Annotated in this window: 18 protein-coding genes; 8 read left to right on the top strand and 10 right to left on the bottom strand. The window is 49.1% G+C overall.

The window, feature by feature from the left end:
* Position 1: 1 nt before the first annotated feature.
* Together truA and DESAL_RS01260 are read left to right on the top strand one after the other, a co-directional pair.
* Positions 2-817, top strand: coding sequence for a tRNA pseudouridine(38-40) synthase TruA (truA, locus tag DESAL_RS01255; RefSeq protein WP_012765839.1), 816 nt, complete (start codon positions 2-4; stop codon positions 815-817).
* Entirely contained in the window at positions 738-2,612 is a 1,875-nt protein-coding gene (locus DESAL_RS01260; protein ID WP_041721560.1) for a hypothetical protein, read from the top strand. Before truA ends, DESAL_RS01260 begins: the two co-directional genes overlap by 80 nt.
* Here the strand turns inward: DESAL_RS01260 and DESAL_RS01265 are convergent, their stop codons facing one another.
* Both DESAL_RS01265 and DESAL_RS01270 read right to left on the bottom strand, forming a co-directional pair.
* Entirely contained in the window at positions 2,613-4,574 is a 1,962-nt protein-coding gene (locus DESAL_RS01265) for a FapA family protein (protein WP_012765841.1), read from the bottom strand.
* A gap of 131 nt (positions 4,575-4,705) precedes the next feature.
* Complete coding sequence (locus tag DESAL_RS01270) at positions 4,706-5,950, bottom strand: BPL-N domain-containing protein (RefSeq protein WP_012765842.1); 1,245 nt, start codon at positions 5,948-5,950, stop codon at positions 4,706-4,708.
* A 231-nt stretch (positions 5,951-6,181) separates the two neighbouring features.
* On the opposite strand from DESAL_RS01270, the gene DESAL_RS01275 reads away from it, so the two are divergent.
* The 3 genes from DESAL_RS01275 (at position 6,182) to purN (ending at position 11,461) form a co-directional block, all read left to right on the top strand.
* Entirely contained in the window at positions 6,182-8,836 is a 2,655-nt protein-coding gene (locus DESAL_RS01275) for a valine--tRNA ligase (RefSeq protein ID WP_012765843.1), read from the top strand.
* A 154-nt stretch (positions 8,837-8,990) separates the two neighbouring features.
* Positions 8,991-10,505, top strand: coding sequence for a uroporphyrinogen-III C-methyltransferase (gene cobA / locus DESAL_RS01280; RefSeq protein ID WP_012765844.1), 1,515 nt, complete (start codon positions 8,991-8,993; stop codon positions 10,503-10,505).
* Positions 10,506-10,786: 281 nt separating this feature from the next.
* Positions 10,787-11,461 carry a phosphoribosylglycinamide formyltransferase gene (purN, locus tag DESAL_RS01285; RefSeq protein WP_012765845.1) on the top strand — a complete coding sequence of 225 codons (675 nt, stop codon included), beginning with the start codon at positions 10,787-10,789 and terminating at the stop codon, positions 11,459-11,461.
* A gap of 91 nt (positions 11,462-11,552) precedes the next feature.
* Here purN and DESAL_RS01290 read toward each other — a convergent pair whose 3' ends face one another.
* The 5 genes from DESAL_RS01290 to DESAL_RS01310 all read right to left on the bottom strand — a co-directional run bounded on the left by DESAL_RS01290 (position 11,553) and on the right by DESAL_RS01310 (position 16,018).
* Entirely contained in the window at positions 11,553-12,461 is a 909-nt protein-coding gene (locus DESAL_RS01290) for a phosphotransferase (RefSeq protein WP_012765846.1), read from the bottom strand.
* Between the two features lie 271 nt (positions 12,462-12,732).
* Positions 12,733-13,287, bottom strand: a complete 555-nt coding sequence (amrA, locus tag DESAL_RS01295) for an AmmeMemoRadiSam system protein A (protein ID WP_012765847.1) — start codon at positions 13,285-13,287, stop codon at positions 12,733-12,735.
* 25 nt (positions 13,288-13,312) lie between these two features.
* Positions 13,313-13,558 (bottom strand): cysteine-rich small domain-containing protein, encoded by a 246-nt coding sequence (locus tag DESAL_RS01300; protein WP_012765848.1) that lies wholly within the window; start codon positions 13,556-13,558, stop codon positions 13,313-13,315.
* 9 nt (positions 13,559-13,567) lie between these two features.
* Positions 13,568-15,706 (bottom strand): SpoIIE family protein phosphatase, encoded by a 2,139-nt coding sequence (locus tag DESAL_RS01305; RefSeq protein ID WP_012765849.1) that lies wholly within the window; start codon positions 15,704-15,706, stop codon positions 13,568-13,570.
* A gap of 6 nt (positions 15,707-15,712) precedes the next feature.
* Positions 15,713-16,018, bottom strand: coding sequence for a DUF4389 domain-containing protein (locus DESAL_RS01310; protein ID WP_012765850.1), 306 nt, complete (start codon positions 16,016-16,018; stop codon positions 15,713-15,715).
* A 254-nt stretch (positions 16,019-16,272) separates the two neighbouring features.
* Between DESAL_RS01310 and DESAL_RS01315 the strand changes: the two genes are divergently transcribed.
* From DESAL_RS01315 to DESAL_RS01325, 3 genes are all read left to right on the top strand, one after another.
* The gene (locus DESAL_RS01315; protein WP_012765851.1) at positions 16,273-16,533 is read left to right on the top strand and encodes a hypothetical protein; all 261 of its coding nucleotides are present in this window, start codon (positions 16,273-16,275) and stop codon (positions 16,531-16,533) included.
* A gap of 109 nt (positions 16,534-16,642) precedes the next feature.
* Positions 16,643-17,560, top strand: coding sequence for a mechanosensitive ion channel family protein (locus tag DESAL_RS01320; protein ID WP_012765852.1), 918 nt, complete (start codon positions 16,643-16,645; stop codon positions 17,558-17,560).
* Positions 17,553-18,254, top strand: a complete 702-nt coding sequence (locus DESAL_RS01325; RefSeq protein WP_012765853.1) for a hypothetical protein — start codon at positions 17,553-17,555, stop codon at positions 18,252-18,254. Before DESAL_RS01320 ends, DESAL_RS01325 begins: the two co-directional genes overlap by 8 nt.
* On the opposite strand, the gene DESAL_RS01330 is transcribed toward DESAL_RS01325, so the two are convergent.
* The 3 genes from DESAL_RS01330 to DESAL_RS01340 all read right to left on the bottom strand — a co-directional run bounded on the left by DESAL_RS01330 (position 18,251) and on the right by DESAL_RS01340 (position 21,219).
* Entirely contained in the window at positions 18,251-19,039 is a 789-nt protein-coding gene (locus DESAL_RS01330; RefSeq protein WP_012765854.1) for a GGDEF domain-containing protein, read from the bottom strand. The two genes, DESAL_RS01325 and DESAL_RS01330, sit on opposite strands and share 4 nt — an antisense overlap.
* A 117-nt stretch (positions 19,040-19,156) precedes the next feature.
* Complete coding sequence (locus tag DESAL_RS01335; protein ID WP_012765855.1) at positions 19,157-19,552, bottom strand: secondary thiamine-phosphate synthase enzyme YjbQ; 396 nt, start codon at positions 19,550-19,552, stop codon at positions 19,157-19,159.
* The gene (locus tag DESAL_RS01340) at positions 19,552-21,219 is read right to left on the bottom strand and encodes a sensor domain-containing diguanylate cyclase (protein WP_012765856.1); all 1,668 of its coding nucleotides are present in this window, start codon (positions 21,217-21,219) and stop codon (positions 19,552-19,554) included. Before DESAL_RS01340 ends, DESAL_RS01335 begins: the two co-directional genes overlap by 1 nt.
* Positions 21,220-21,225: the final 6 nt, after the last annotated feature.

Here is a 21,225-nt window from a genome sequence, read left to right on the forward strand (position 1 = left end):
ATTGCAAAGAATCAAACTCATCATAGCTTACGATGGCACCAATTTCTGCGGCTGGCAGTTGCAGCCCAAGCTGCGCACTGTGCAGGGTGATCTGGAAAAGGCTATAACCCGCATTACCGGGACTACGGTAAGGGTGCACGGTTCCGGGCGTACGGACAGCGGCGTACATGCGCTGGGTCAGGTTGCTCATTTTGATGTGGATAGCTGCTTTGCTTCAGTTAAGTGGCAACGGGCACTCAATTCTCTTCTTCCAGACGATGTGACCATTCTGGATGCACAGCTTGTTTCTCCCGAATTTCATTCCCGTTACAGTGCAATCCGTAAAACTTATACCTATACATTGTGGCTGGAAAATTCCTTTTTTCTGCCGTGGCGCAGACATTATGTCTGGAAATGCGGGCCTCTTGATTTTTGCGCCCTTGATCAGGGCATGCAATATTTCTTGGGTGAACATGATTTTTCCTCCTTCCAGAATACAGGAACTGAGATCAAGTCCACCGTGCGCACAATCCATGAATTTAAACGCTATCCCGGACAGACCGAACAGGAGATGATTCTGGAAGTCTGCGGTTCCGGCTTCCTGAAGCAGATGGTTCGCAATATGGTTGGCTGTCTTGTTCGCATTGGGCGGGGTAAAGCCGAACCCGAAACTGTCCGATCATTATTACAGATGAAGGATAGAACTGCGGCTCCGGCTACAGCTCCTGCTCAGGGGTTATGTATGGCCGGTGTCTACTATGGAGAAACGGGTTGTGGCGGAACAGCTGACACTGGACGGAACCAAGCTCAGAATTGCGGAATCAACAGAGAAGACTGATTCCCTACAGCAGGTTTTCCCTGGATCATACTGGGAAGACCGGTTCAACCGTGCCGCACTGAAAAATAAATATGAACTCACAGCTCCTTCCGTGGCCATGGAGGTCCAATCCAAGGTCAAGTCATTAAGTGAGACTCTTGCCGCCTTCCGTTGGCCAAATCAGGATTTTGCCCTTAGCAGTGCCCGTCTTGTGGTCAATGACCCATTTCTTGATAATAAAATTTCGTCTTCCCTCACCCCTAAAAGTGATCTCCAGCGTTACAACCGTTATTATTCCCGTGGTTTTACCGGGGAGGACCTGACAACTCTTGATCCCGGATACTACAAGTTTGATATGTCTCTGGGGTACAACAAGAGCAGTATCAATCTGGATCTTTCAAGCAGTGTTTCTGAAGGGCAGGATTTGCCTTGGGGACACATAAAGAACCAGCTTGTTGTCGAGATTACCAGTGACATGACTAACGATGAGGTCTTGGAAGCAGTTCGGGATGCGGTTAACGACAGTTCTCTTCCGGTTCAGGCCCGTATCATCAAGCAGAATGCAGTCGGTTCTAACCCGGATGACCTGTTGGGTACCGGTTCGGCATTGGCTTTCTCCGTAAACACAGCCTACGTGCTCACTGAAGAGAATGAAGGTGTTGGACCGGAGAATTTTGAAGCATTGAATAGACTTTCCTTTGATGACACCAGCGGTCATTTGATCTCCCATTTAAAATTGTATGCCACCGAGAAGCCTATCGGTCCGGCGGAAGAGGGACTCTATAATCTTTCCAATGCTGTAGCAGGGGGGCCTTCACAGTTTCTGAGCAAGGCTTTTGATGAAAATGCCGGAACAACCCTCACTGCCGGGGATCATTCCATTGATTATACAATCGGCAGTGAGTCGGGAACTATCGATTTCCGTGTGGAAGATGGAGACGACTGGTATACCGTATTGACCCGCATTGCCAATGCAGCATCTTCAACTTCAGATAAGATTGATGCCGAAGTGGTAGACGCCAAGCTGGTTTCTCCTGTTTATACCGGGGACGATTACTATTTAATTGACGGTAAGGCCGTAAGCATAACCGCAGTTAATCCCAAGATCGGTGAAAGGCTTGAGCTGGAACCCGGCTCCGGTCTTGACGCGTTGGGTTTGAATGTTACTGCCCGTCCCGGTTCAGATGCCCAGATGACTATCAACGGCTTTACTGAAATCCGCGCTCCCGGTGAGTTTGCTTTGGATCAGGGCAGGGTCAAGGTGAATCTCGAAGAAGGCTTCGGTGGCAGCCTGCCGCTGCGGGTGGTGGATGCTGTTACTGAGATGGAAAAGAACGTTGGGCTGATTACCGATGGCTATAATGATCTGCGTAAAGCCATCCTGCCTGCCGAGGACCTTTTTCGCGAGGGCTTTGCCGATCTTTGGCGTGATCCGGTTACTGATAACAAGGTTGATCTGGAATGGATCGGATTGAAGGAAGCGGAAGAGGATAAGCTGCTCTGGTTTGATTCCGATACCTTTTATGATGCTCTGCTATCTGATCCTGATAAAGTCCGTGAGATGCTGGAAGACGAGGAGGACGGCCTGTTTACCCGCTGGCAGGATGTTAATGATGAAGTCATTGCAAACAAGGTCAGCTCTTATTTAATCCCGGAAACATCATTGCCCGGACCGTGGCTGCCGGAACCTTCTCCGCGCACTGAACTGGAGCTGGAAGTAAAGCGTGAACTGGTAGATACTTTTGAAGACAGTTTTGATTTTGATCTTGATGATCCTGCTGATGATAGCGGAAGGATAGTCTCCACAAAGGGCTGACTAAAATTTTGCAGCAATAATTGTCCGCTCATCTGCATCAAAGCGGAATTTCATTCGTGGAGTTGGTTTCTTGATCTGAACGGTTTTACCGCCGATCTTGATCTCTACACCGGGATGAATCTTTCGGTGGACCCGGATGGATAGTTTCTCAAGCGATTTGTAGTAATCGTTAAGCTCTTGCGAGAGTTGTTTGCGAATCTCTTTAAGCTTGATTTTTATACGCCCGCGCATCATCAGGATTTGTTTCATCTGTTCCCGCTTGGCAGGAGGGGTTGATCTGAGGATGGATTCATTATCCCCCTGACCGATGGCTGTATTAATCTTAAGCAGCCGCTCCCGCAAATCATCTCGTTCCTTGATCAGCTTGGCGTTTACTTTTTGCTTTGCTGTAATATTTACAACAGTTTTTACACCCATTTCAGAGCCTATTTCGTTGGCTTCAATGCCGATATGTGAAGCAATCACTCCGCCTTGGATGATACCTTTTCCGCCCAGAGCGCTAATCGGCCCTTTGCAACGGATAAGACAGTTGCTCATTTCATGCTTGATGATAATTTCATCTCCGCATTCAATGCGTGCATTGGAGGCGAATTGCGCTGTAATGACGCCTTCGGCTTTGATCAGTCCTTTACCGGACATGACCAGTCCGCCCTTGACTTCAATATCTCCTCCGGCTGTTACGCTGGCCCCTTCAATGGAGTCTGAAACAACCACATGGTCCGGGACTTCCACCGTGAAGCCTTCACGTATGGAGCCGTTTACATGAACTGAGCCTTTTTCCAGCTTGATGTTTCCGGTTGAGTAATCAACATCACCTTTTGTTTCCAGAACATCTTTTACTGCCAGCATGTTGTCCTGAAAATGGACGATTCCGGTGGAGGTGGCTTTATAGGTGATACCGTCGGGCAGGGGAGCAACATGTTCTCCGGTCTTAATCTCAAGGGTGTTGCCGCCGGGAGGTGGGGTCAGTCGTCCATAAACGTCTTCTCCTGCCTTGCCTTCAACAGGGGGATGGATTTTCCCGATAATATCTCCGGGTGAGACCATGGGATGAACTCCACGGTCCTTGAAATCTATACGGTCATCCTCTCCGGCTGTGCCTATGGAACTGGTGGCAATATCATCGCGGTCATATTCGAAATATCCGTCCCGGCCGGGAACCGGTTCAGTTCCGGTTACGATTACGGCTTTTTGTGCAACGCCTGTCTCGCGGGCTTTCTTTATTGCTGTCTGGCCTGTGACATGTTGCAGCGGGCGGGAAATTCCCATTGATTGCAGAGTAGGTTCAAGTGCACCCAGTTCGTACCTTAAGCCAAAACAGTCATGTGGATAGAGCTTGGTGGAAACCTTCATCAGATCTTCTGAGACTTTGATAAGAGGTTCAACCCTTACCTGCTGTTCTTCAATTTTAACCAGCCCGTAGGTTTCAGCAATGAGTTTTCCGCTTTCAGGATTAAGAATACAGTTGCAAATCTCTGCGTCAGCGAGAGTAATCGGTATGGGGGTATGAGTGTCGTCGGCGGGGATTGCTTCTCCGTCAAGGTTCTTACCGGGAGAAGCCGGGGTCGCTTTACTTAATTTTCCGAATTCCATTCCCGGTAGAACCGGAAAATCAAGGTCGGCGTCAGTTATGATCTGACCGTCTTCAGCATTTTGAGGGTATTGGGCGCGCACAAGGGCAACGTTGAGGATGCTTTTTCCTTCTCCCGCTCTTTTAAGAGCGAACATGGCTCCATCGTGGTCAAGCTCTCCACCGATCCCGGAACGTTCCAGCTCTGCCTGCATTAATTCCAGCGAGAGTTGTTTTCCATTGCCTTCTGCAGGAGTATAGGCAGAAATGAAAGCTGCCATTTTATCCGGGGTAACTTTGAATTCCAGCGCAGCATCACGGCTATCAGCAATAGTATCATCCCGCTTGTTGCGAAGGTCTGCTCCCCGTGCAGAAGTCGCTTGGTCAGTCATGAATCATATTACCCGTGTTTTTAGCGTATGCCGTTAAACCGGAATTGGAAAAATACTAATTTTCAAATTAACCTTATTATAGATTTAGTTAATGTTCAAATACTACTGATAGATACTTCATCGGCGTTTTTTTATTTTGCTTTATGCATGGTCCAGACAAGCTCCTCCAGAATGGAAAGCAGCTTTGCGTAGATTCCTCCTGCGCCGGGAGGAGGTCCGAACAGCCCGTTGCGTTGCTCCCGCAAAGCTTTTGGAAAGATTGAGTGCGGTTCAAGAGTGCGCATGGTCATGGCAAAACGTTCCGCAAGCAGGTACCCGGTAACGCCTTCTTCAAAGATGGACATGTACTTCATGAATTCACCTTTGCATGAGTTCCACTTCTCAATTGAAGCATCATTGGGCTCCATAGAAGTTACTTTGCAGATAAGCGCATAAAGGCTGTTTAATGCTGCTCCGGGAATGCCTCTTCTCCAGCCAAGCAACCAGGGGTTGCGCCAGAAGAGCAGAAAGTGTCCTTGCCCGGTGGCGATGATCTGTTCCAAAGATTTGCGTACGGAAACAAGGTCCGGGTCTTCCCAATTAGTTGGTGTGTCAGCCAGTTCCCAAGCCGGAAGAGTGGGGCGGTCCTGAGTCTCCTGCCCCAGCATGCAGTCAAGGATGTGCGACAGCCAGATATTCGCCTCTGCGGATGCAGGGGTTTCAAGGTGCGGGTAACTTAAAATAAACTGGCCCTTTCCGGTCTGTCCACAGACAACTGCCGGACGGTCATGCAGAAACTCCGGTAGCAGGGAGATGCCGTACATATTATGCCAGTCGTTGAGAGTTCCTTCCGGCAGTGAGCTGATCCGCAGGTCTGCCACCCAGAAGTCATTGCCCGGTTCGCGATAGCGGCCAAGGGCGGTTGTGGAATCGCATTTGTTCGGGGAAAACTGTCCCGGCCACCAGACCGGAATCAGTGCGCTTTCACCGAGACTGTCCGGAACCAGCGGATTGGATTGGTCAAGTTTTACATTGATATGTCCGCTTAAAAAATGATGCAGCCTGTTTTCAAAACCCTTGCGTTGCCAGCAGCTTAAGCACAGACCTCCAGCCCCGGAAAGGCCCAGTCCGGCACCGCCGCAAAAACCGAGGTAGTTGCCACCTTCACCTACATATTTCTGGATTTCAACTATACCCGGCCCGCCGAGGTGCTTTGCCTTGCCCTTGGCCCATCCGCCGGGGACGATAAGTGCTGCTGGAGGCTTGCCTGAAAGCAGTCCTTGCGCTATTTGATGCCCACGCACAAGTTCGTGGTCGATGTTCCATGCTTCAAGGGCTCTTTTAACCAGCAGCCCCCAGATGTGGGAGTCGTCCCATAATATATAGATACTTGACATGTTCGTGTCTCTTTATAAGTGTGTGTAGCGCAAGTTGACGAGGCTAGTGCTTTAGCTTTTAACCCCTGTCCCGTAAATACACGGAAATTCTGGGCAGGCAAAGCACATCTTTTTTAAAAAATATTATTATGAAACCAACTTAGCAAGCTGAAACGCAACGGGAAGCCGGGATACGGTGACCCGCTACGTCTTTTTTTGCTTAAGAATTTATATTTGAACAGGAGTCCATACATGGCGGAATCAAACCTCCCCAAAGGTTACGAACCTTGGGATGTAGAAAAAAAGTGGCTTGACCACTGGGAAGAAAACAAGACCTTCACCCCTGATCCCGAAGCTGACGGCGATCCTTACTCCATTGTTATTCCGCCGCCAAACGTCACCGGTGTGTTGCACATGGGCCACGCACTGAACATTACCCTTCAGGATATCCTCTGCCGCTACCAGCGTCAGCAGGGTAAGAACGTTCTCTGGGTTCCGGGCACCGACCACGCAGGTATCGCCACCCAGAACGTTGTTGAGCGCCAGCTCAAGACCGAAGGCAAGACCCGTGACGATCTCGGCCGTGAGAAATTCATCGAGCGCGTTTGGGAATGGAAGGAAGAAAAAGGCGGTCATATCCTAAAGCAGATCCGTCGCATGGGCGCATCCGTTGACTGGGACCGCGAATGCTTCACCTTTGACGATCAGCGCGCCAAGGCTGTTCGCAAGGTTTTCGTACAGCTTTACGAAGAAGGCCTCATCTACAAAGGCAACTACATCATCAACTGGTGTAACCGCTGCCATACTGCTCTTGCTGATGATGAAGTAGAGCATTCACCTAAACCGGGCCATTTCTACAACATCAAGTACAAACTTTCCGACGGTTCCGGCGAACTGATCATCGCCACCACCCGTCCCGAAACCATGCTCGGCGATACCGCTATCTGCGTTAACCCCGAAGATGACCGCTTCAAGCACCTTATCGGCAAGACCGCTATCCTGCCCCTCGTAGGCCGCGAACTGCCCATCATCGGCGATTCCTACGTAGATATGGAGTTCGGTACCGGTGCCCTGAAAGTTACTCCTGCTCATGACATGAATGACTGGGAACTGGGCCGCAAGCACAACCTCGAAGTTCTTTCTGTTTTCGATGAAGACGGCAACATCAATGAAAATGCTCCTGAAAAATATCAGGGCATGTTCAAAGATGATCTTCGTAAGGTAATCGTTGAGGACCTCAAAGCTGAAGGCTACCTCATCTCCATAGACGACCACGAGCACTCTGTCGGTGAATGCTATCGTTGTAAGTCCGTCATCGAACCTCATGTTTCCGAGCAGTGGTTTGTTGCCATGAAGCCTCTGGCTGAAAAAGCACGTGCCGCTGTTCCTTCAGAGACCAAGATTTTCCCCTCCAACTGGGAAAAGGTCTACTACGAGTGGCTGGACAACATCCGCGACTGGTGTATTTCCCGTCAGATCTGGTGGGGACACCGTATCCCGGCATGGACCTGTGAAGATTGCGGCGAACTCATTGTTGCCAATGAAGATCCCACTAAGTGCACCAAATGCGGTTCTTCCAAGCTCATTCAGGAAGAAGACGTACTCGATACCTGGTTCTCTTCCGCTCTTTGGCCTTTCTCTACTCTGGGCTGGCCTGATGAGACCCCGGAACTGGCAAAATACTATCCCACATCCGTGCTGATTACCGGATTTGACATCCTGTTCTTCTGGGTCGCACGTATGATGATGATGGGTATCCATTTTCAGGATCAGATTCCGTTCCACCATGTTTACATCCACGCTCTTGTTCGTGATGAACATGGTAAGAAGATGTCCAAATCCACCGGTAACGTTATCGATCCGCTGGAAATGTCCGACAAGTACGGTACTGACGCACTGCGTTTTACCCTGACTTCTTTCGCCGCCATGGGCCGCGATATCAAGCTTTCCGAGCAGCGCATTGAAGGCTACCGCCACTTTGTAAACAAGATTTGGAACTCCGCACGTTTCGCGCTCATGAACCTCGATGGCAAGAAGCCCGAAGCAGCTCTCGAAGATGCGTCCGGCCTCGCTAACGAGTGGATTCTGCACCGCCTTGAAGAAGTGAAGGATACCATGCGTGAAGCAGTGGAATCCTACCGCTTCAACGAAGTTGCCCAGACCATGTACAAGTTCATCTGGAACGAGTTCTGCGACTGGTATCTCGAAATGATCAAGCCGGACCTCTACAGCGATGACGAAACCCGCAAGGGCGCAACCCTGAAAGTTCTCTGGACAGTGCTTTCCGAGACCATGGTCCTGCTGCACCCGGTAATGCCTTTCGTAACTCAGGAAGTTTGGTCCGTACTGCCCGGTATTGAAAACGGCGACATTGCCACCGAAGCATTCCCCGAAAAGCGTGACAACTGCCGCAACGCAGCAGCTGTTGAGCAGATGGAGCTTTTCCAAGGCATCGTTTCCGCTGTTCGTAACATCCGTACCGAGCTGCTCATCGCTCCTTCCAAGAAGCTTGAGCTCATCGTGCGTACCGCAAACGAGGAAACCACCGCGCTGATCAATGACAACGCAGAGCTGATCAAGGCACTTGCCCGTCTGGACTCCGTAACCGCAGGTCCTGACGCAGAAGGTCCCAGCGCTTCCGGTACCGCAGTTGTACAGGGTAACGAACTCTTCGTACCGCTGGCAGGCGCAGTTGACTTCGAGTCCGAGCTTGCACGTCTTGATAAAGAGTTCGCCAAGCTGGACAAAGATCTCGTTGTGATAGAAAAGAAACTCTCCAACAAAGGTTTTGTCAGCAACGCTCCCGCAGCAGTTGTTGAGAAGGAAAAAGCCAAGTTGGAAGAGATCAATGATAAGAAAGCAAAGCTGACCGAGCTGAAAGACAGATTAGTCAGTGTAATGGAATAGATTATTAAAACGGGGGAGGCTTAAAAAAGTCTCCCCCGTTTAATAAAATTAAGTGGCGAAGCCCTATTAAAAAAGTTTGGGATTCTTAAACCATTTTCAAAGGGTTTAAGACCCCCGGCAGGGTCGCCGAAGGCATAAAAGAGAGGGTGGATATATGGGTTTGGTTTATCTTATTGGAGCTGGTCCCGGTGATCCCGGTCTGCTGACTGTTAAAGCTAAAGAAGTGCTGGAAACTGCAGATGTGCTCATCTACGACTATCTGGCAAACATCGAATTTCTTAACTACTGCAAAGCTGATTGCGAAATCCTTTACGTAGGTAAAAAAGGCGGCGACCACACCCTGCCGCAGGATAAAATCAACGAACTCATCGTTGAAAAAGCGCAGGAAGGCAAAGTCATTGCCCGTCTTAAAGGCGGCGATCCTTATGTTTTCGGTCGCGGCGGCGAAGAAGCTGAAGAACTGGTTGAAGCCGGAATCGACTTTGAAGTCATCCCCGGTATCACCGCAGGTGTTGCCGCTCCCGCTTATGCCGGTATCCCGGTAACTCACCGTGATTTTACCACTTCCGTATGCTTCATCACCGGACACGAAGATCCTACCAAGGAAAAGTCCGGTCATAACTGGGCAGTGTATGCCAAATCCACCAGTACTCTCGTTTTCTACATGGGCGTGAAGAACCTGCCCATGATCGCCGAGAATCTGATCAAGAACGGTCGCGATCCTGAGACCCCTGTTGCTCTTGTACGCTGGGGAACCCGCTGCAACCAGCAGTCTTTCGTATCTACCCTTGAAAACGTTGCCGAGGAAGCAAAAGAGCGTAAGTTCAAGGCTCCCTCCATCATCGTTGTCGGCGGTGTGTGCTCCCTGCATGACAAGCTGGCATGGTTCGAGAAAAAGCCTCTGCTCGGTAAAGGTGTTGTGGTTACCCGTGCCCGTGAACAGGCCAGCGGTCTTGTTTCCACTCTCGGCAAGCTTGGTGCCTGCGTATTCGAATTCCCGACCATCAACATTGAGCCTGTAGCTGATTACGCTGACGTTCAGGCTGAGATCAAAGCTCTTTCCAACTGGGATTGGCTGATCTTTACTTCCGTGAACGGCGTTAAACATTTTTTCAGCCAGATGGACGAAGCCGGTCTCGATGCCCGCGCATTTGCCGGACTCGAAATCGCTGCCATCGGCCCCGCAACTGCTGATGCACTGGTAGAAAGAGGCATCCGTCCTGATTTCGTACCTGAAAAGTACGTTGCAGAAGGCGTTGTTGCCGGACTGCTCGAAAAGGGCATCAAAGGCAAAAAGGTACTCATTCCCCGCGCCAAGATCGCCCGTGAAGTGCTGCCCGAAGAGCTGCGCAAGGCCGGAGCAGAAGTTAAAATCCTGCCCGTCTACGAAACCGGACTTTCCGAGAACGATCCCGGCCCCATCGCCGAGGCCCTCGAAGCCGGAAAGATCGATTACCTGACCTTCACCAGTTCCAGCACTGTTGAGAACTTCTTCAATCTCATTGAGCCGGAAGTTTTCCACAAGTACAAAGACAGCGTGAAAATCGCTTGCATCGGGCCCATCACCGCCAAGACCCTCGAAGGGTTCGGTTATGAGCCGGATATACAGCCTGAAGATTACACCATCCCCGCACTGGTAGATGTTCTGGTGCAGGAAGTTTCCGAGTAATTACCAAAAGGAGGATCTACGCGGTCCTCCTTTTTTATTTGCCTCCGGCGGCTGGGGAAGGGGAGAACCCCTTTTGCTAACGCCCAAAAGAGTATCTCCCCTTCCCCAGACCCCATCCCCTCTTCCCAAAAGACGTTTTAGTTATGCTTCGCTGGGGGATAACGGCAATATGAATTAAAATTTGTACGATTAATTATATAAATCGGCGAAGCCCCGATAAAAGTTTTTGAAGAGTCCAGAGAAACTTTTTTTAAAAAGTTTCTTTGGCCCCCGGAGGGAAAATGAGTCTTCCTATTGCAGTCCTTATTTCTGGTGGCGGATCGAATTTACAATCCATTATTGAAAAGATGGAAGACAACATTCTTGATGTGGACATCAGAATGGTTCTTTCCAATAAAGCGGATGCCTACGGCCTGAAACGTGCCGAAGCTTATGGCATCCCTACTGCTGCCTTGAGTCATAAGGATTTCAGTTCCCGTGAGGAATTCGATACTGAGATGGTGCGAATTCTCAAAGAGGCCGGAGTCGAAGCCGTGGTTATGGCGGGCTTCATGCGCATCATTACTCCGGTATTTTTGAATGCATTCCCCGGTAAAATTATCAATATCCATCCGGCAATTCTGCCCAGCTTTCCCGGTGTGGACGGGCAGGGTGATGCCGCAAAATACGGCGTGCGATTGGCGGGCTGTACTGTTCATTTTGTGGATGAAAAAATGGACCACGGTGCTGTGATCATTCAGGCTGCGGTCCCTGCTTATCCCGGTGAAGATGAAGACGATCTGCGTAAGCGTATTCTTAAGCAGGAACACCGTATCCTTCCTCAGGCCACTCAGTGGCTGGCACAAGGACGTCTTTCTATGGAGGACCGTTTTGTAAAGCTGGTAGAAGCTGATGTGGAGCTGGCGGAGCGGGATACAATGAGTCTGGTTAACCCGCCGTTGGAGAAGGGTTTTTAGTTTTTTCTCTGTCTGGTTTGATAGAATTTTCAAGCGGCCCATGAAAAGGACTATTTTCATGGGCCGTTTTGTTGTCTTTAGAGCTTGTTCTTTATCCCATAACAGCCAGCAGCAGTTCCATAAATTCAAGTTCCATCTCAATCATTTCACTATCCTTCTTACGCAGCCATTCGGAAAGCCATGCAAAGCGTAAGGAAGGGATGTAGGCGGGCAGTGATTCGTAGCTGTCGTCGCTGATGTCGGTATTGTCGTAGAGACCGTCCATGAAGGCCGGGATCAGGCCTTCACTCAGTGCACCGGGATTTTCAAAGGCCACGCAGCCGATCATGTTCGCAACGTCATAGATTTCAGGGCGCATACCGGAGAATTCCCAATCAATTACCGCACCGATTGTTTTGCCTTTCCAGAGTACATTCAGGGGGTGGAAATCTCCGTGGCAGAATGCCTTGGGCAGTTTCGGGAAATCCTCCATCTTGGGGAATAAACGGGCGCAGATCGGCTCCAGCCGTTTATAAATTGTCGGTTCCCGGTCTTTAACCGTTTCGGCAAGCTCACGAGCATAATTGATCAGGGCAAAGGACTGGTCTTTCCCTTTCATTTCTTTGCCCTTGGTATGTTCACGCAGCTGGGTAATGAATTTCGCCAGCTCTGCGCCTCTCTCGGCATCGAAAACATATTCCGGACGTGGTAGCTCATCCGAATCATAAAATGGCGAGAGCTGCCACGGGAAGCCCATTACTTCGGCTATGACCTGTCCGTCCTTGGTCTCTTGATAAGGCAGCAGCCAATCCATGCCCGATTTCTGTAAGGTCAGCAGGTTTTCGGCAATTGCGGTCCGTTTTTCAACCTGTGTTCCGGCAATACGCTCCATGAGCCAGAGTCGATTCTCACTGTCTTCAATCACCGAGCGCGAAACAGCACGTTCAGGGCTGCCGGGAATATTTTTGTCGTTATGTCTTTCAAGGGTTTCAAGACCCCAAGGGGATAGGGCGTCGATCATGTGTATGCCTCCGGCGGCCCTGCCGGGGGCCTTAAACCCTTTTTGAAAAAAGGGTTTAAGAATCCCAAAAACTTTTAATAGGGCTTCGCCATTTAGTATTCAAAGTTATGTCTAAAAAAATATTACTATTTAAGTTGGGAAACGTATTGTTTATTACAGCAAAAAAGTTGTCTCCAGCGGCGAAGCGATACTAAAAGGTTTTGAAAGGGATGGGGTCTGGGGAAGGGAAAACTTTTGCAAAAGTTTTCCCTTCCCCAGACGCCGGAGGCTCCTAAAATACTTCAGCCTCGAACCAGAAAATATTGGTCTCCGGGTCTTTCCATGCATCCGCTTCCATGCCTGCTTTGTGGCAGGTCTGGGCGAGGAATTCTTCGCGGTTCCATTTCCAGTCCACTGCTACTTGCGGGAGCAGCAGCCCGGACTGCATGCCGCGCTGCATGATCAAACCATGCCTGCCAATAATGACCTGTTCGGGGTCTTCGCAGACATCAATGGGGCTGAGGATTGAAATCTCGATTTCGATTTCTTTGAATTCAGATTCATTCAGCGGCGGAAAACGCGGATCTTCAAAGGCGGCAGCTCGGGCCATTTTCCAGATGGTTTTGTAGAGCGGTCCGGTTCCCTGCACGTTACCGATACAGCCGCGCAGATGTCCGTTCTTGTTCAGGGTAACGAAAGCACCGTAATTTTCGCTCAGATGCTCGGTTACAGGCTCTGGTATCGGCTCCTCCTGCTTGTTAAGTCGGCAGAGGATAGATTTGCGGACCAGAGCTTTGAGGTACTTCTTTTCTTCCTGCGTAAGGGCGAAGCTGAAATTATCTGACATAGTATCTCCCATGTACTTTTGGGTCTTAGCGCTCGTTAGCTTCTTTTAATTTTTTGATAATGTAATCGTAACCTTCGGGCCGATGCGGAATCTTGCAGTCCGTGCAATCCTTGATGCCTTTTGCGGTCATTTTAAAGCGTCCTCCGCAATCCTCCACGAGGTAGAGCGGGCAGAAACAGAACAGACAGTTGAAAGATGTCTCATCGCTGACCTGATGGCAGGGGAAGTAGCGGCAATCTATATTTCTAAAAAAACGGTGGCTGTTTTCCATGATGATCCTTTAATTGGCCTTGTTGAATTCGTTAACTTTGATGATTACCAGCGTGATGTCATCTTCCTGCTCCATGCCGTCTTGGAATTTGTAGACTTCGGCAATGATCTCCTGCTGGATTTCAGCGGCACTGCGCTTGGCATTTTCGAAGATGATCCGGTCGAGGCGCTCGCGCCCGAACATTTCATCCTTGGTATTGCGCGCTTCCCAGATGCCGTCGGTGCCGATGAAGATAATTTCCCCTTCGTTTAACTCTACATCGAATTCGTTGTATTCGGCTTCATCAAATATGCCGAGTGCCAACATTGGTGAACCCATGAGGTCACGTTTTTCACCATTGGCAGGATTGTAGATGGTTGCAGGGTCATGTCCGGCACGAACATATGTTGCTGCTGAATTGTCCGGGGAGATTTCGAGGCAGAACAAGGTCATGAAACGTCCGGTATCTCCGATGTCGGAGCAAAGCAGTTTGTTGACTTCCGCGATACGATTTTCCAACGGTTCCCGGTGTCCGGATGCATGTTTCAGATGTGCTCGTCCTGTGGTCATGAGCAGGGCCGCTGATACGCCGTGCCCTGTAACATCGCCGAGCAGGATTCCGGTTCCTCCGTTTGCGGGAGGGGTGTAGAAATCGAAATAATCGCCGCCGGTTTCATCGCATGAAATACTGGTCCCGGATATATCAAGACCGCTGGCCTGCGGCGGTTCCTGCGGAAGCAGGCTGGTGTGCACTTCCTGCGCCAGTTCCATTGATTTGCTGATCCGCAGATGGTCCTGCAACTTGGGGATCATGTGATTGAATGCATTGGCGAGGGTTTCCCGTTCATCTCCGGTTTTGACATCAACATGTACCGAGAAGTCTCCTTCGGAGATTTTCTCTGCTGCATCAGTCATTACCAGTAGCGGTTTAATGACCTTGCGGCTGCCGATAAAAGCAACCAGTCCTACGGTGATCAGAGTGAGGAAAGATGCCGCCCCAACTGCTACATACAAATTTTTGCTTAAATTCAAAGCCTGATTTGCGGCCCTGTCCGGAACTCTGGTGATGACCCGTTCCGGAGTGATCAGCACGTAGCTGCCCTCGCCACGGAAAGGGGCGAAAGCCCAGACCGATTCAATTCCGTTGTATGGCATGCGCATAACGCCTGATTCACCTTTGGCAATGGAGTTGATCAGTCCGTTCAGTGAGTCCTTTGCAGATGATTGCAGATAGCGGACTTCATTCGGCAGTCCGGTCATCCACGACATGTTGGTTTCTTTGTGTCCGGCCTCGGCCCAGATGCGCAGCCCAACTCCATCCTGAGTCTTTACCGGACCGACCACAAAGGCCTGAATTGCACTGGACCATTGGGATTTCAGGTCTTCCTTACGCAGAAGCTCCACCAGTTGGATGTCGATGGCAACAACGCCGATGGTTTTTCCTCTTCGGTTTCGGATGGGTTTGGATAACGTGTAGACCTGCTGTCCGGTGCTGGCATCAATAAATTTATCCCAGACAATTACTCCATGCTCCACAGCCTTGGTGAACCATGACCTATCACGCGGATCAAAGTTGGCGGGATAGTTGCCATGACCGGGATAGGCCATATGCAGGCCGGAGTTTAGAGTGATGTATACTCGATGCAGCGCTGTTCCGGCTTGATTAAAAAATGTTTTTAAATCGGGCTTCAGCAGGCACAGACGGGCAAGGTCTTTTTTGTTTTTCAGTTGTTTCTTGCCTCCCGGATAGAAGAAAACAGGTTCTTCCAGACTGATTGAGGAGGGAGTTTTCTGTCCTACTTCACTGACTACGAAATACTGTGGAGATGGTCCGAAGTCGGCAGGCTGCTGTCCTTCTGTGTTGAAGTCTTCGGAAAAATAAACCTTGGGCGGTTTTCCGACCGGATCATTGAGCACATCTTCGGCTTCAGCACCGATGGCTTTTAGCGCGAATTCGAGAGATACGGCCTGTTGCTGGACCAGCTTGGCAGAATCCTTTGCGGATTGATGCATTTCATCCGTCAGGATTTTGATCATGTCCGCCCGCAGGTTGTCGGACTGGATCTGACCAAGTTCCTGAATCCCCTGCCGGCTGATAACGGAAAGCACCAACAGGGGGATAAGGCTGAATGTAAGCAGCAGTGCAAATAGTTTAATTCGTATGCTCATATTGATTTATGAAAAGTCTATGTCTGAAGAAGACTGTTTTTGCTTGGATTCAGCAGGGAAATCAGAAAAGGGAAATGGCCTTACATTGCTGTTCAAAGTAGCATATTTAAGTAGTGAAAAAGCGTATTTGCTCAGCCTGTCGGCGAACTCACGCAGCGGAGCAAGGTGGTTGCCTGTGATGAGCAGGAAGAGGTATTGCACGAAAATTATTGCATAAGCCAATATCCGGACCAGTTCAAAAGCAATGATGCAGACAATGGTTCGTAAGAATCTTTTTCCTATAGCTATGCGATCATGCGCAGTGTTGTTCATGGGGTTCTCCGTCATGAGTGTAGCGGATCTATAATTAAAAGTGGAAATATGTCGCTTCGGTTGTTTTGTTCTGCTATAATAGAAGAGACTTCCGCAATTATTACCGCTTGTTTTGCTTTTCATTGTATATGCTTTATTGACGGACGGCAACGAAGGATTGGAAATTGCATCAGAACTTGTAGCAGGAGTGGATGTGCCGGAAATCCGGCATTAACAGGCATGAATAGTTTTGATAAGACTTCGGAGGTGGCCCCATGAACACCGCATTGCTGGAAGAACTGCTCAGAAAGAAGGCTCAACGCCTGCAACGGCAGGGATTGACTGTTTCTGAAGCTATTGACCGTGCCGGAGATGAAATTTTTAACTGTATGGCCGGAAGCGGCGGACATGGTTCCCGCTTTTGTTTGCGTATGGTTCTTAACGGTGCCAAACGGCGGGTCAGTCCGGAAATATGTACCTGCTCTGCTTCGGAGGGGGACAAAAGAGGGCCACTGATAAGATGTGCCGGGATGTAAATTTGATATATTCCGGTTCGCACATCCAATGAAGGCTGGATAAGAGTTTCAAAGATAAACCGGGATACGAATGTTTACGCTACCTGATTTAGCAGCTAAGGAATGGGTCATGTTTAACGACATCGACCCATATATTTATATTGTCAGTATTACCGCAATTGCCACGGTCATTTATGTCTGGATCAGTTACCGGGTTACAAGCTTCAGAAAGCGCCGGGTTGAACGTATTGAGAATCTGATCAAGAAGGATCCTGAAACCACTTCAGCTATCCCCACTGATGTCTTAAGTGCCAAGGAAGAACGTCAGGAACGCAGGGATATGGTTAAGGGGGTCAAGACCCGCTTCACCGTCATTCGCCGTACACTTATCATCTCTCTCGGAGTGGTCTGGTCGTTGGCAATGATGCTGCCTTTTGTCGGCCAACTTCCCAGCACCATGATTTCGATTATTGTTGCTGTTTCCACTGCGGTGGTCGGTATTGCCGCCCGTCCTTTGGTGGAGAACATGATCTCTGGAATTGTTATCTCATTTTCCAAGCAATTGCGGGTCGGTGATACTCTGATAATCGACGGTCAGTACGGGAATGTTGAGGATATTTCCATCACCCACACCAAGATAAAAATATGGGATTGGAAGCGTTACATCATTCCCAACAGCAGGATGTTGAATAAAGAGTTCAGCAATCTGACCTTGAACGACAGTTTGCTCTGGGCTTACGTGGAATTTTCAGTGGCTTACGACACTGATATTGATATGGTCAGGGAAATTGCAGTTGATGTGGCTTCCCGGAGTGAGCATCACAACGAGCAGGAAGATCCGCAATTCTGGATACGGAGCATGGATAAGGAAAACATTGTCTGCTGGGTTGCTGCATGGGCGGATTCCCCGGCTGAGGCTTGGAATTTGAAGAGTGATATTTGCATGAGGCTTATCCGGGCTTTTAAAGAGAGAGGAATTGCAACCCATATGTCGCAGATTAACCTTGCTAAGAATAATATTTGGGGCGATAACACCAGCCATGAATAAGATTTCCCTGAAAAAATCAGACTTTGCAGTATTTACCGTTGTCGCGCTAATTCTTATCTGGGTTGCCTGCCAGCCGCATCCCATCGAGACTTTCAAGCTCTACACTAAAGAGCATGGCTATATTTTAAGCTTTTTAAAATTCGCAATCCTTGCCACTTTCGGGGAATGTGTGGCGTTGCGTATTGTGAATGGATGTTATTGGCGGCCCGGATTCGGTCTGATTGCCAAAGCGGTTATGTGGGGCTTTATCGGATTGTTTTTAAAAGCCAGCTTCACGGTTTTCGCTGTCGGTTCCCCTGCAGTTCTGACTTCATTGGGATTAAATATCAGTGCAGAAGACGGTTTCTTTGCCCGCTTGCTGATAGCCTTTACTACCAGTGTAATGCTTAACACCGTATTCGCTCCGGTGCTCATGATTTTGCACAAGATTTATGATGACCATATTCAGGTCCATCAGGGCAAAATACGCTCTTTGATTATCCCTGTGGATGTTGCGGACCGTTTTGCCTCTATTGATTGGAACAACATGTGGGGCTTTGTACTCAAAAAGACCGTACCCATCTTCTGGATTCCGGCCCACACCTTTACTTTTATGCTCCCGCCTGATGCGCGCATCATTTTCGCAGCTCTACTCGGTGGAGTTCTGGGTGTAATTCTGGCTTTTGCAAGTCTTAAAAGCAGGGCGGCTTATTAAGCCTGACATTCGTTTCGGCGCTGTTGATCAGGTCTGGAACTGCCATATACGACCCGGTTGCGTCCCGCGTCTTTTGCCATGTCCAAAGCCCGGTCTGCCCGGTCGGTCATGCTTTCTTTGCTGTCTTCATCATGGAAGGAGCTGATTCCTATGGAGCAGGTGACTGTTCCCACTGATTCATAGTAGTTTCCGGCAATAATTTTCCGTATTTTGTCTGCCAGCAACATAGCATTTTGATGCCCGATTTCAGGGGCTATGATCAGGAATTCCTCCCCGCTCCAGCGACCGATAGTGTCTGTCTTACGCAGGTTGTTTTTCAGCAGTTTTGCTGTTTCCTGAAGAACCTTGTCGCCCACGTCATTTCCGAAGTTGTCATTGATGTTCTTGAATCTATCCAGATCGAGCAACAGGATGGAAAAGGAATTACCATGCCGCTGGGCTTTACCTATTTCGTAGTTGAAAATTTCATCAAGTCTAAGCCTGTTCGCCAGTCCGGTGAGTTTATCCACGCTGGATAGGTTCTCTAAATCGTTGATGCGTGCTTCGTAACCGGAGATAAGCTTTGAAATTTTTATTTCCAGAAAGACAACCAGAAGTGCTGACATAAAGACACCCAGCAGTGCAATGGAAGCCGTTGTCCAGACCTTAGACACGTCCGTATACAGCCCTATAAGCACTACTGTCAGTATGCTGATGATTGACAGTGCTGTGAAACAGAAAAGTCTGCGGATGAAATGCTTTTGGGATTGTACATTGTTTTTAGATGCCTTTTTCTCAGAGCTCATCGGGAATCCTGCGCACGACTAGAAGGTTTATTATTTTGAGTATATGTCTTCTGGGGGAATGTGGCGCAAGAAAAGAAAAAGAGCAACAAAATTATTAGCTTTTCGATCTAAGTATGATCAGCTACCCATAAACTGCGCCCAAAGCTTTCTGCTTCTGGGGCCGTCAAATTCACAGAAAAATATGCGCTGCCATGTGCCGAGCATAACATCTCCGTCTTCGATGATCAGCATCTGATCCGGACCGAACATGCTGGTTTTGATATGGGCATCTGAATTGCCTTCCATATGCTGGTAATCTCCGCGGTAGGGGACCAGCTTGCGCATGTTTACGGTGATGTCGCGGACCACATCCGGGTCGGCACCTTCATTGACTGTAATGGCTCCTGTGGTGTGCGGACAGTAGAGCAGCAGAGCGCCGGATTGCCAGCCGTTGTCTTTGACCATTCTGCGCACGGACTCGGTGATGTCGATCATTTCTTCACGGCTGTTTGTTCTGATTTGCAAAGTTTCCACTAATCATCTCCTTTGGGGGAGTCTGTAAGTTTATTGTGCGGTTCGGCTATACAGATCCGGTTGCGCCCGGTATCTTTGGCCTTGTACAGGGCGTTGTCTGCGCGGGCCAGCATGTCTTCGTATGCATCCACTCCGAATTTGATATCCGTTGCGTAATGGGACACGCCGATGGAAATGGTACAGGTCAGAGGTTGCTCATCATTATTAAATATTCGGGCTTCTACACTCTGTCGTAATCTTTCCGCGAGTGTCCTGCCGGAATCAATATCGGAGCCCGGTGCCACAACCACAAATTCCTCCCCGCCGTAACGGGCAATAATGTCGGATGAGCGCACCACTTCCTGAAAAGCCTTGCTTATTTGTTGAAGCACAATGTCTCCAACTGTATGCCCGTAAGTGTCGTTGATAACTTTAAAATGGTCAATATCCATAATCATCAGCGAACATGGCTGTCCCGCGCGAATGGCAATATCCACCAGTCGTGTTCCTTCTTTCATCAGGTACCGCCGGTTGGGGAGTCCGGTCAGCTGGTCGGTTACTGCTGATTTTTGCAGTTCCTGTACCGTTCTATCGACTTTCCCCTGCATGGCACAGAAACCATCTATAAGTTGAGTTACTTCTTCAGGCGGGTGAGATACTCCGGTTCCTGTGCATTCGCAGTCAAATTTTCCTTCGGTCATTTGTCGGGCTACCGAACTTAATCGTTTGAGTGGAATGCTTATGGATTGAATCAGCTTAATGGAAAATGGTGTTATGATCAGCAGTGTCAGGAATGCCCCGCCAATGGCTGTCCACAGGAAGGAATATATGGGATCCATAACTTCTTTGTAGTCAATTTCCGAAACAATGAGCCAAGGTCCGGCTTTGACCCATTGGCTTGCTCCGAGAACTTCCGCTCCTCTGTAATCGAGATAAGCACCTTCCGGTTGTGTTCCCACCAGTGCTGATTCAATATTTTTTGTATTGGTCTTGATTACCATGATGGCAGTGTCTTTAACCCGTCTGGCAGACTTGAGCTCATCTAGAAAACGGGACTCGGTAAGCATGTATCCTTCACGGTTGATGATATATGTTTCACCTGTTTTTCCAAACCAGAGGTTTTTCATCAGTCTATTAATAGCAGTCAGCCTTGCGGCAAGGAATACCACTCCGCCGAAAGATCCGTTTTGCAAAGTAACCGGATGGGAAAAAAGTATTATGGGGTCATCGAGAGACTCGCTGACAATAATTTTCGGCACAAGTGTTGGGTCGGCTTGGCATTTAGTGAAATACTCGCGGTCACGGATGCCGATGGCAGTTGGGGAATGGATTGATTCGTGGCTTCTGGTCGTGCCGTCTGGTCCTACCCAGATAACTTCACTGATATCATCATGCGTATCATCGTAAAGGTTAAGCAATGGGGTGATCTGGCTAAGTTTGCCGCTACGAAGACTTTCACTTTCAGCCAGAAACTTTACATCAGAACTACGTTCCCTGAACCATTCTTCAATGACTATTTTGTGCGAAGTGACTTGCTCTTCCAGTTCTTGTCTGGTGGCTTTGAATATGGCTGACTTAATAAAAAATATCAGCATGATGGTCATGAAAAGCAAGGGGACCCCTACCATGATAATTGAGTACCATCTGATTCTACTGCTGATAGTTATGGGGAAGAAGCGTAAAGGCATTAAGAA

The organism is Maridesulfovibrio salexigens DSM 2638 (assembly GCF_000023445.1).
GTDB classification, from domain to species: domain Bacteria; phylum Desulfobacterota; class Desulfovibrionia; order Desulfovibrionales; family Desulfovibrionaceae; genus Maridesulfovibrio; species Maridesulfovibrio salexigens.

Excerpts from the sequence above, each read along its gene's own strand:
- DESAL_RS01260 (WP_041721560.1), top strand. The coding sequence starts at position 738 with ATGGAGAAACGGGTTGTGGCGGAACAGCTGACACTGGACGGAACCAAG.
- DESAL_RS01265 (WP_012765841.1), bottom strand. The coding sequence starts at position 4,574 with ATGACTGACCAAGCGACTTCTGCACGGGGAGCAGACCTTCGCAACAAG.
- DESAL_RS01270 (WP_012765842.1), bottom strand. The coding sequence starts at position 5,950 with ATGTCAAGTATCTATATATTATGGGACGACTCCCACATCTGGGGGCTG.
- DESAL_RS01275 (WP_012765843.1), top strand. The coding sequence starts at position 6,182 with ATGGCGGAATCAAACCTCCCCAAAGGTTACGAACCTTGGGATGTAGAA.
- cobA (WP_012765844.1), top strand. The coding sequence starts at position 8,991 with ATGGGTTTGGTTTATCTTATTGGAGCTGGTCCCGGTGATCCCGGTCTG.
- purN (WP_012765845.1), top strand. The coding sequence starts at position 10,787 with ATGAGTCTTCCTATTGCAGTCCTTATTTCTGGTGGCGGATCGAATTTA.
- DESAL_RS01290 (WP_012765846.1), bottom strand. The coding sequence starts at position 12,461 with ATGATCGACGCCCTATCCCCTTGGGGTCTTGAAACCCTTGAAAGACAT.
- amrA (WP_012765847.1), bottom strand. The coding sequence starts at position 13,287 with ATGTCAGATAATTTCAGCTTCGCCCTTACGCAGGAAGAAAAGAAGTAC.
- DESAL_RS01300 (WP_012765848.1), bottom strand. The coding sequence starts at position 13,558 with ATGGAAAACAGCCACCGTTTTTTTAGAAATATAGATTGCCGCTACTTC.
- DESAL_RS01305 (WP_012765849.1), bottom strand. The coding sequence starts at position 15,706 with ATGAGCATACGAATTAAACTATTTGCACTGCTGCTTACATTCAGCCTT.
- DESAL_RS01310 (WP_012765850.1), bottom strand. The coding sequence starts at position 16,018 with ATGAACAACACTGCGCATGATCGCATAGCTATAGGAAAAAGATTCTTA.
- DESAL_RS01315 (WP_012765851.1), top strand. The coding sequence starts at position 16,273 with ATGAACACCGCATTGCTGGAAGAACTGCTCAGAAAGAAGGCTCAACGC.
- DESAL_RS01320 (WP_012765852.1), top strand. The coding sequence starts at position 16,643 with ATGTTTAACGACATCGACCCATATATTTATATTGTCAGTATTACCGCA.
- DESAL_RS01325 (WP_012765853.1), top strand. The coding sequence starts at position 17,553 with ATGAATAAGATTTCCCTGAAAAAATCAGACTTTGCAGTATTTACCGTT.
- DESAL_RS01330 (WP_012765854.1), bottom strand. The coding sequence starts at position 19,039 with ATGAGCTCTGAGAAAAAGGCATCTAAAAACAATGTACAATCCCAAAAG.
- DESAL_RS01340 (WP_012765856.1), bottom strand. The coding sequence starts at position 21,219 with ATGCCTTTACGCTTCTTCCCCATAACTATCAGCAGTAGAATCAGATGG.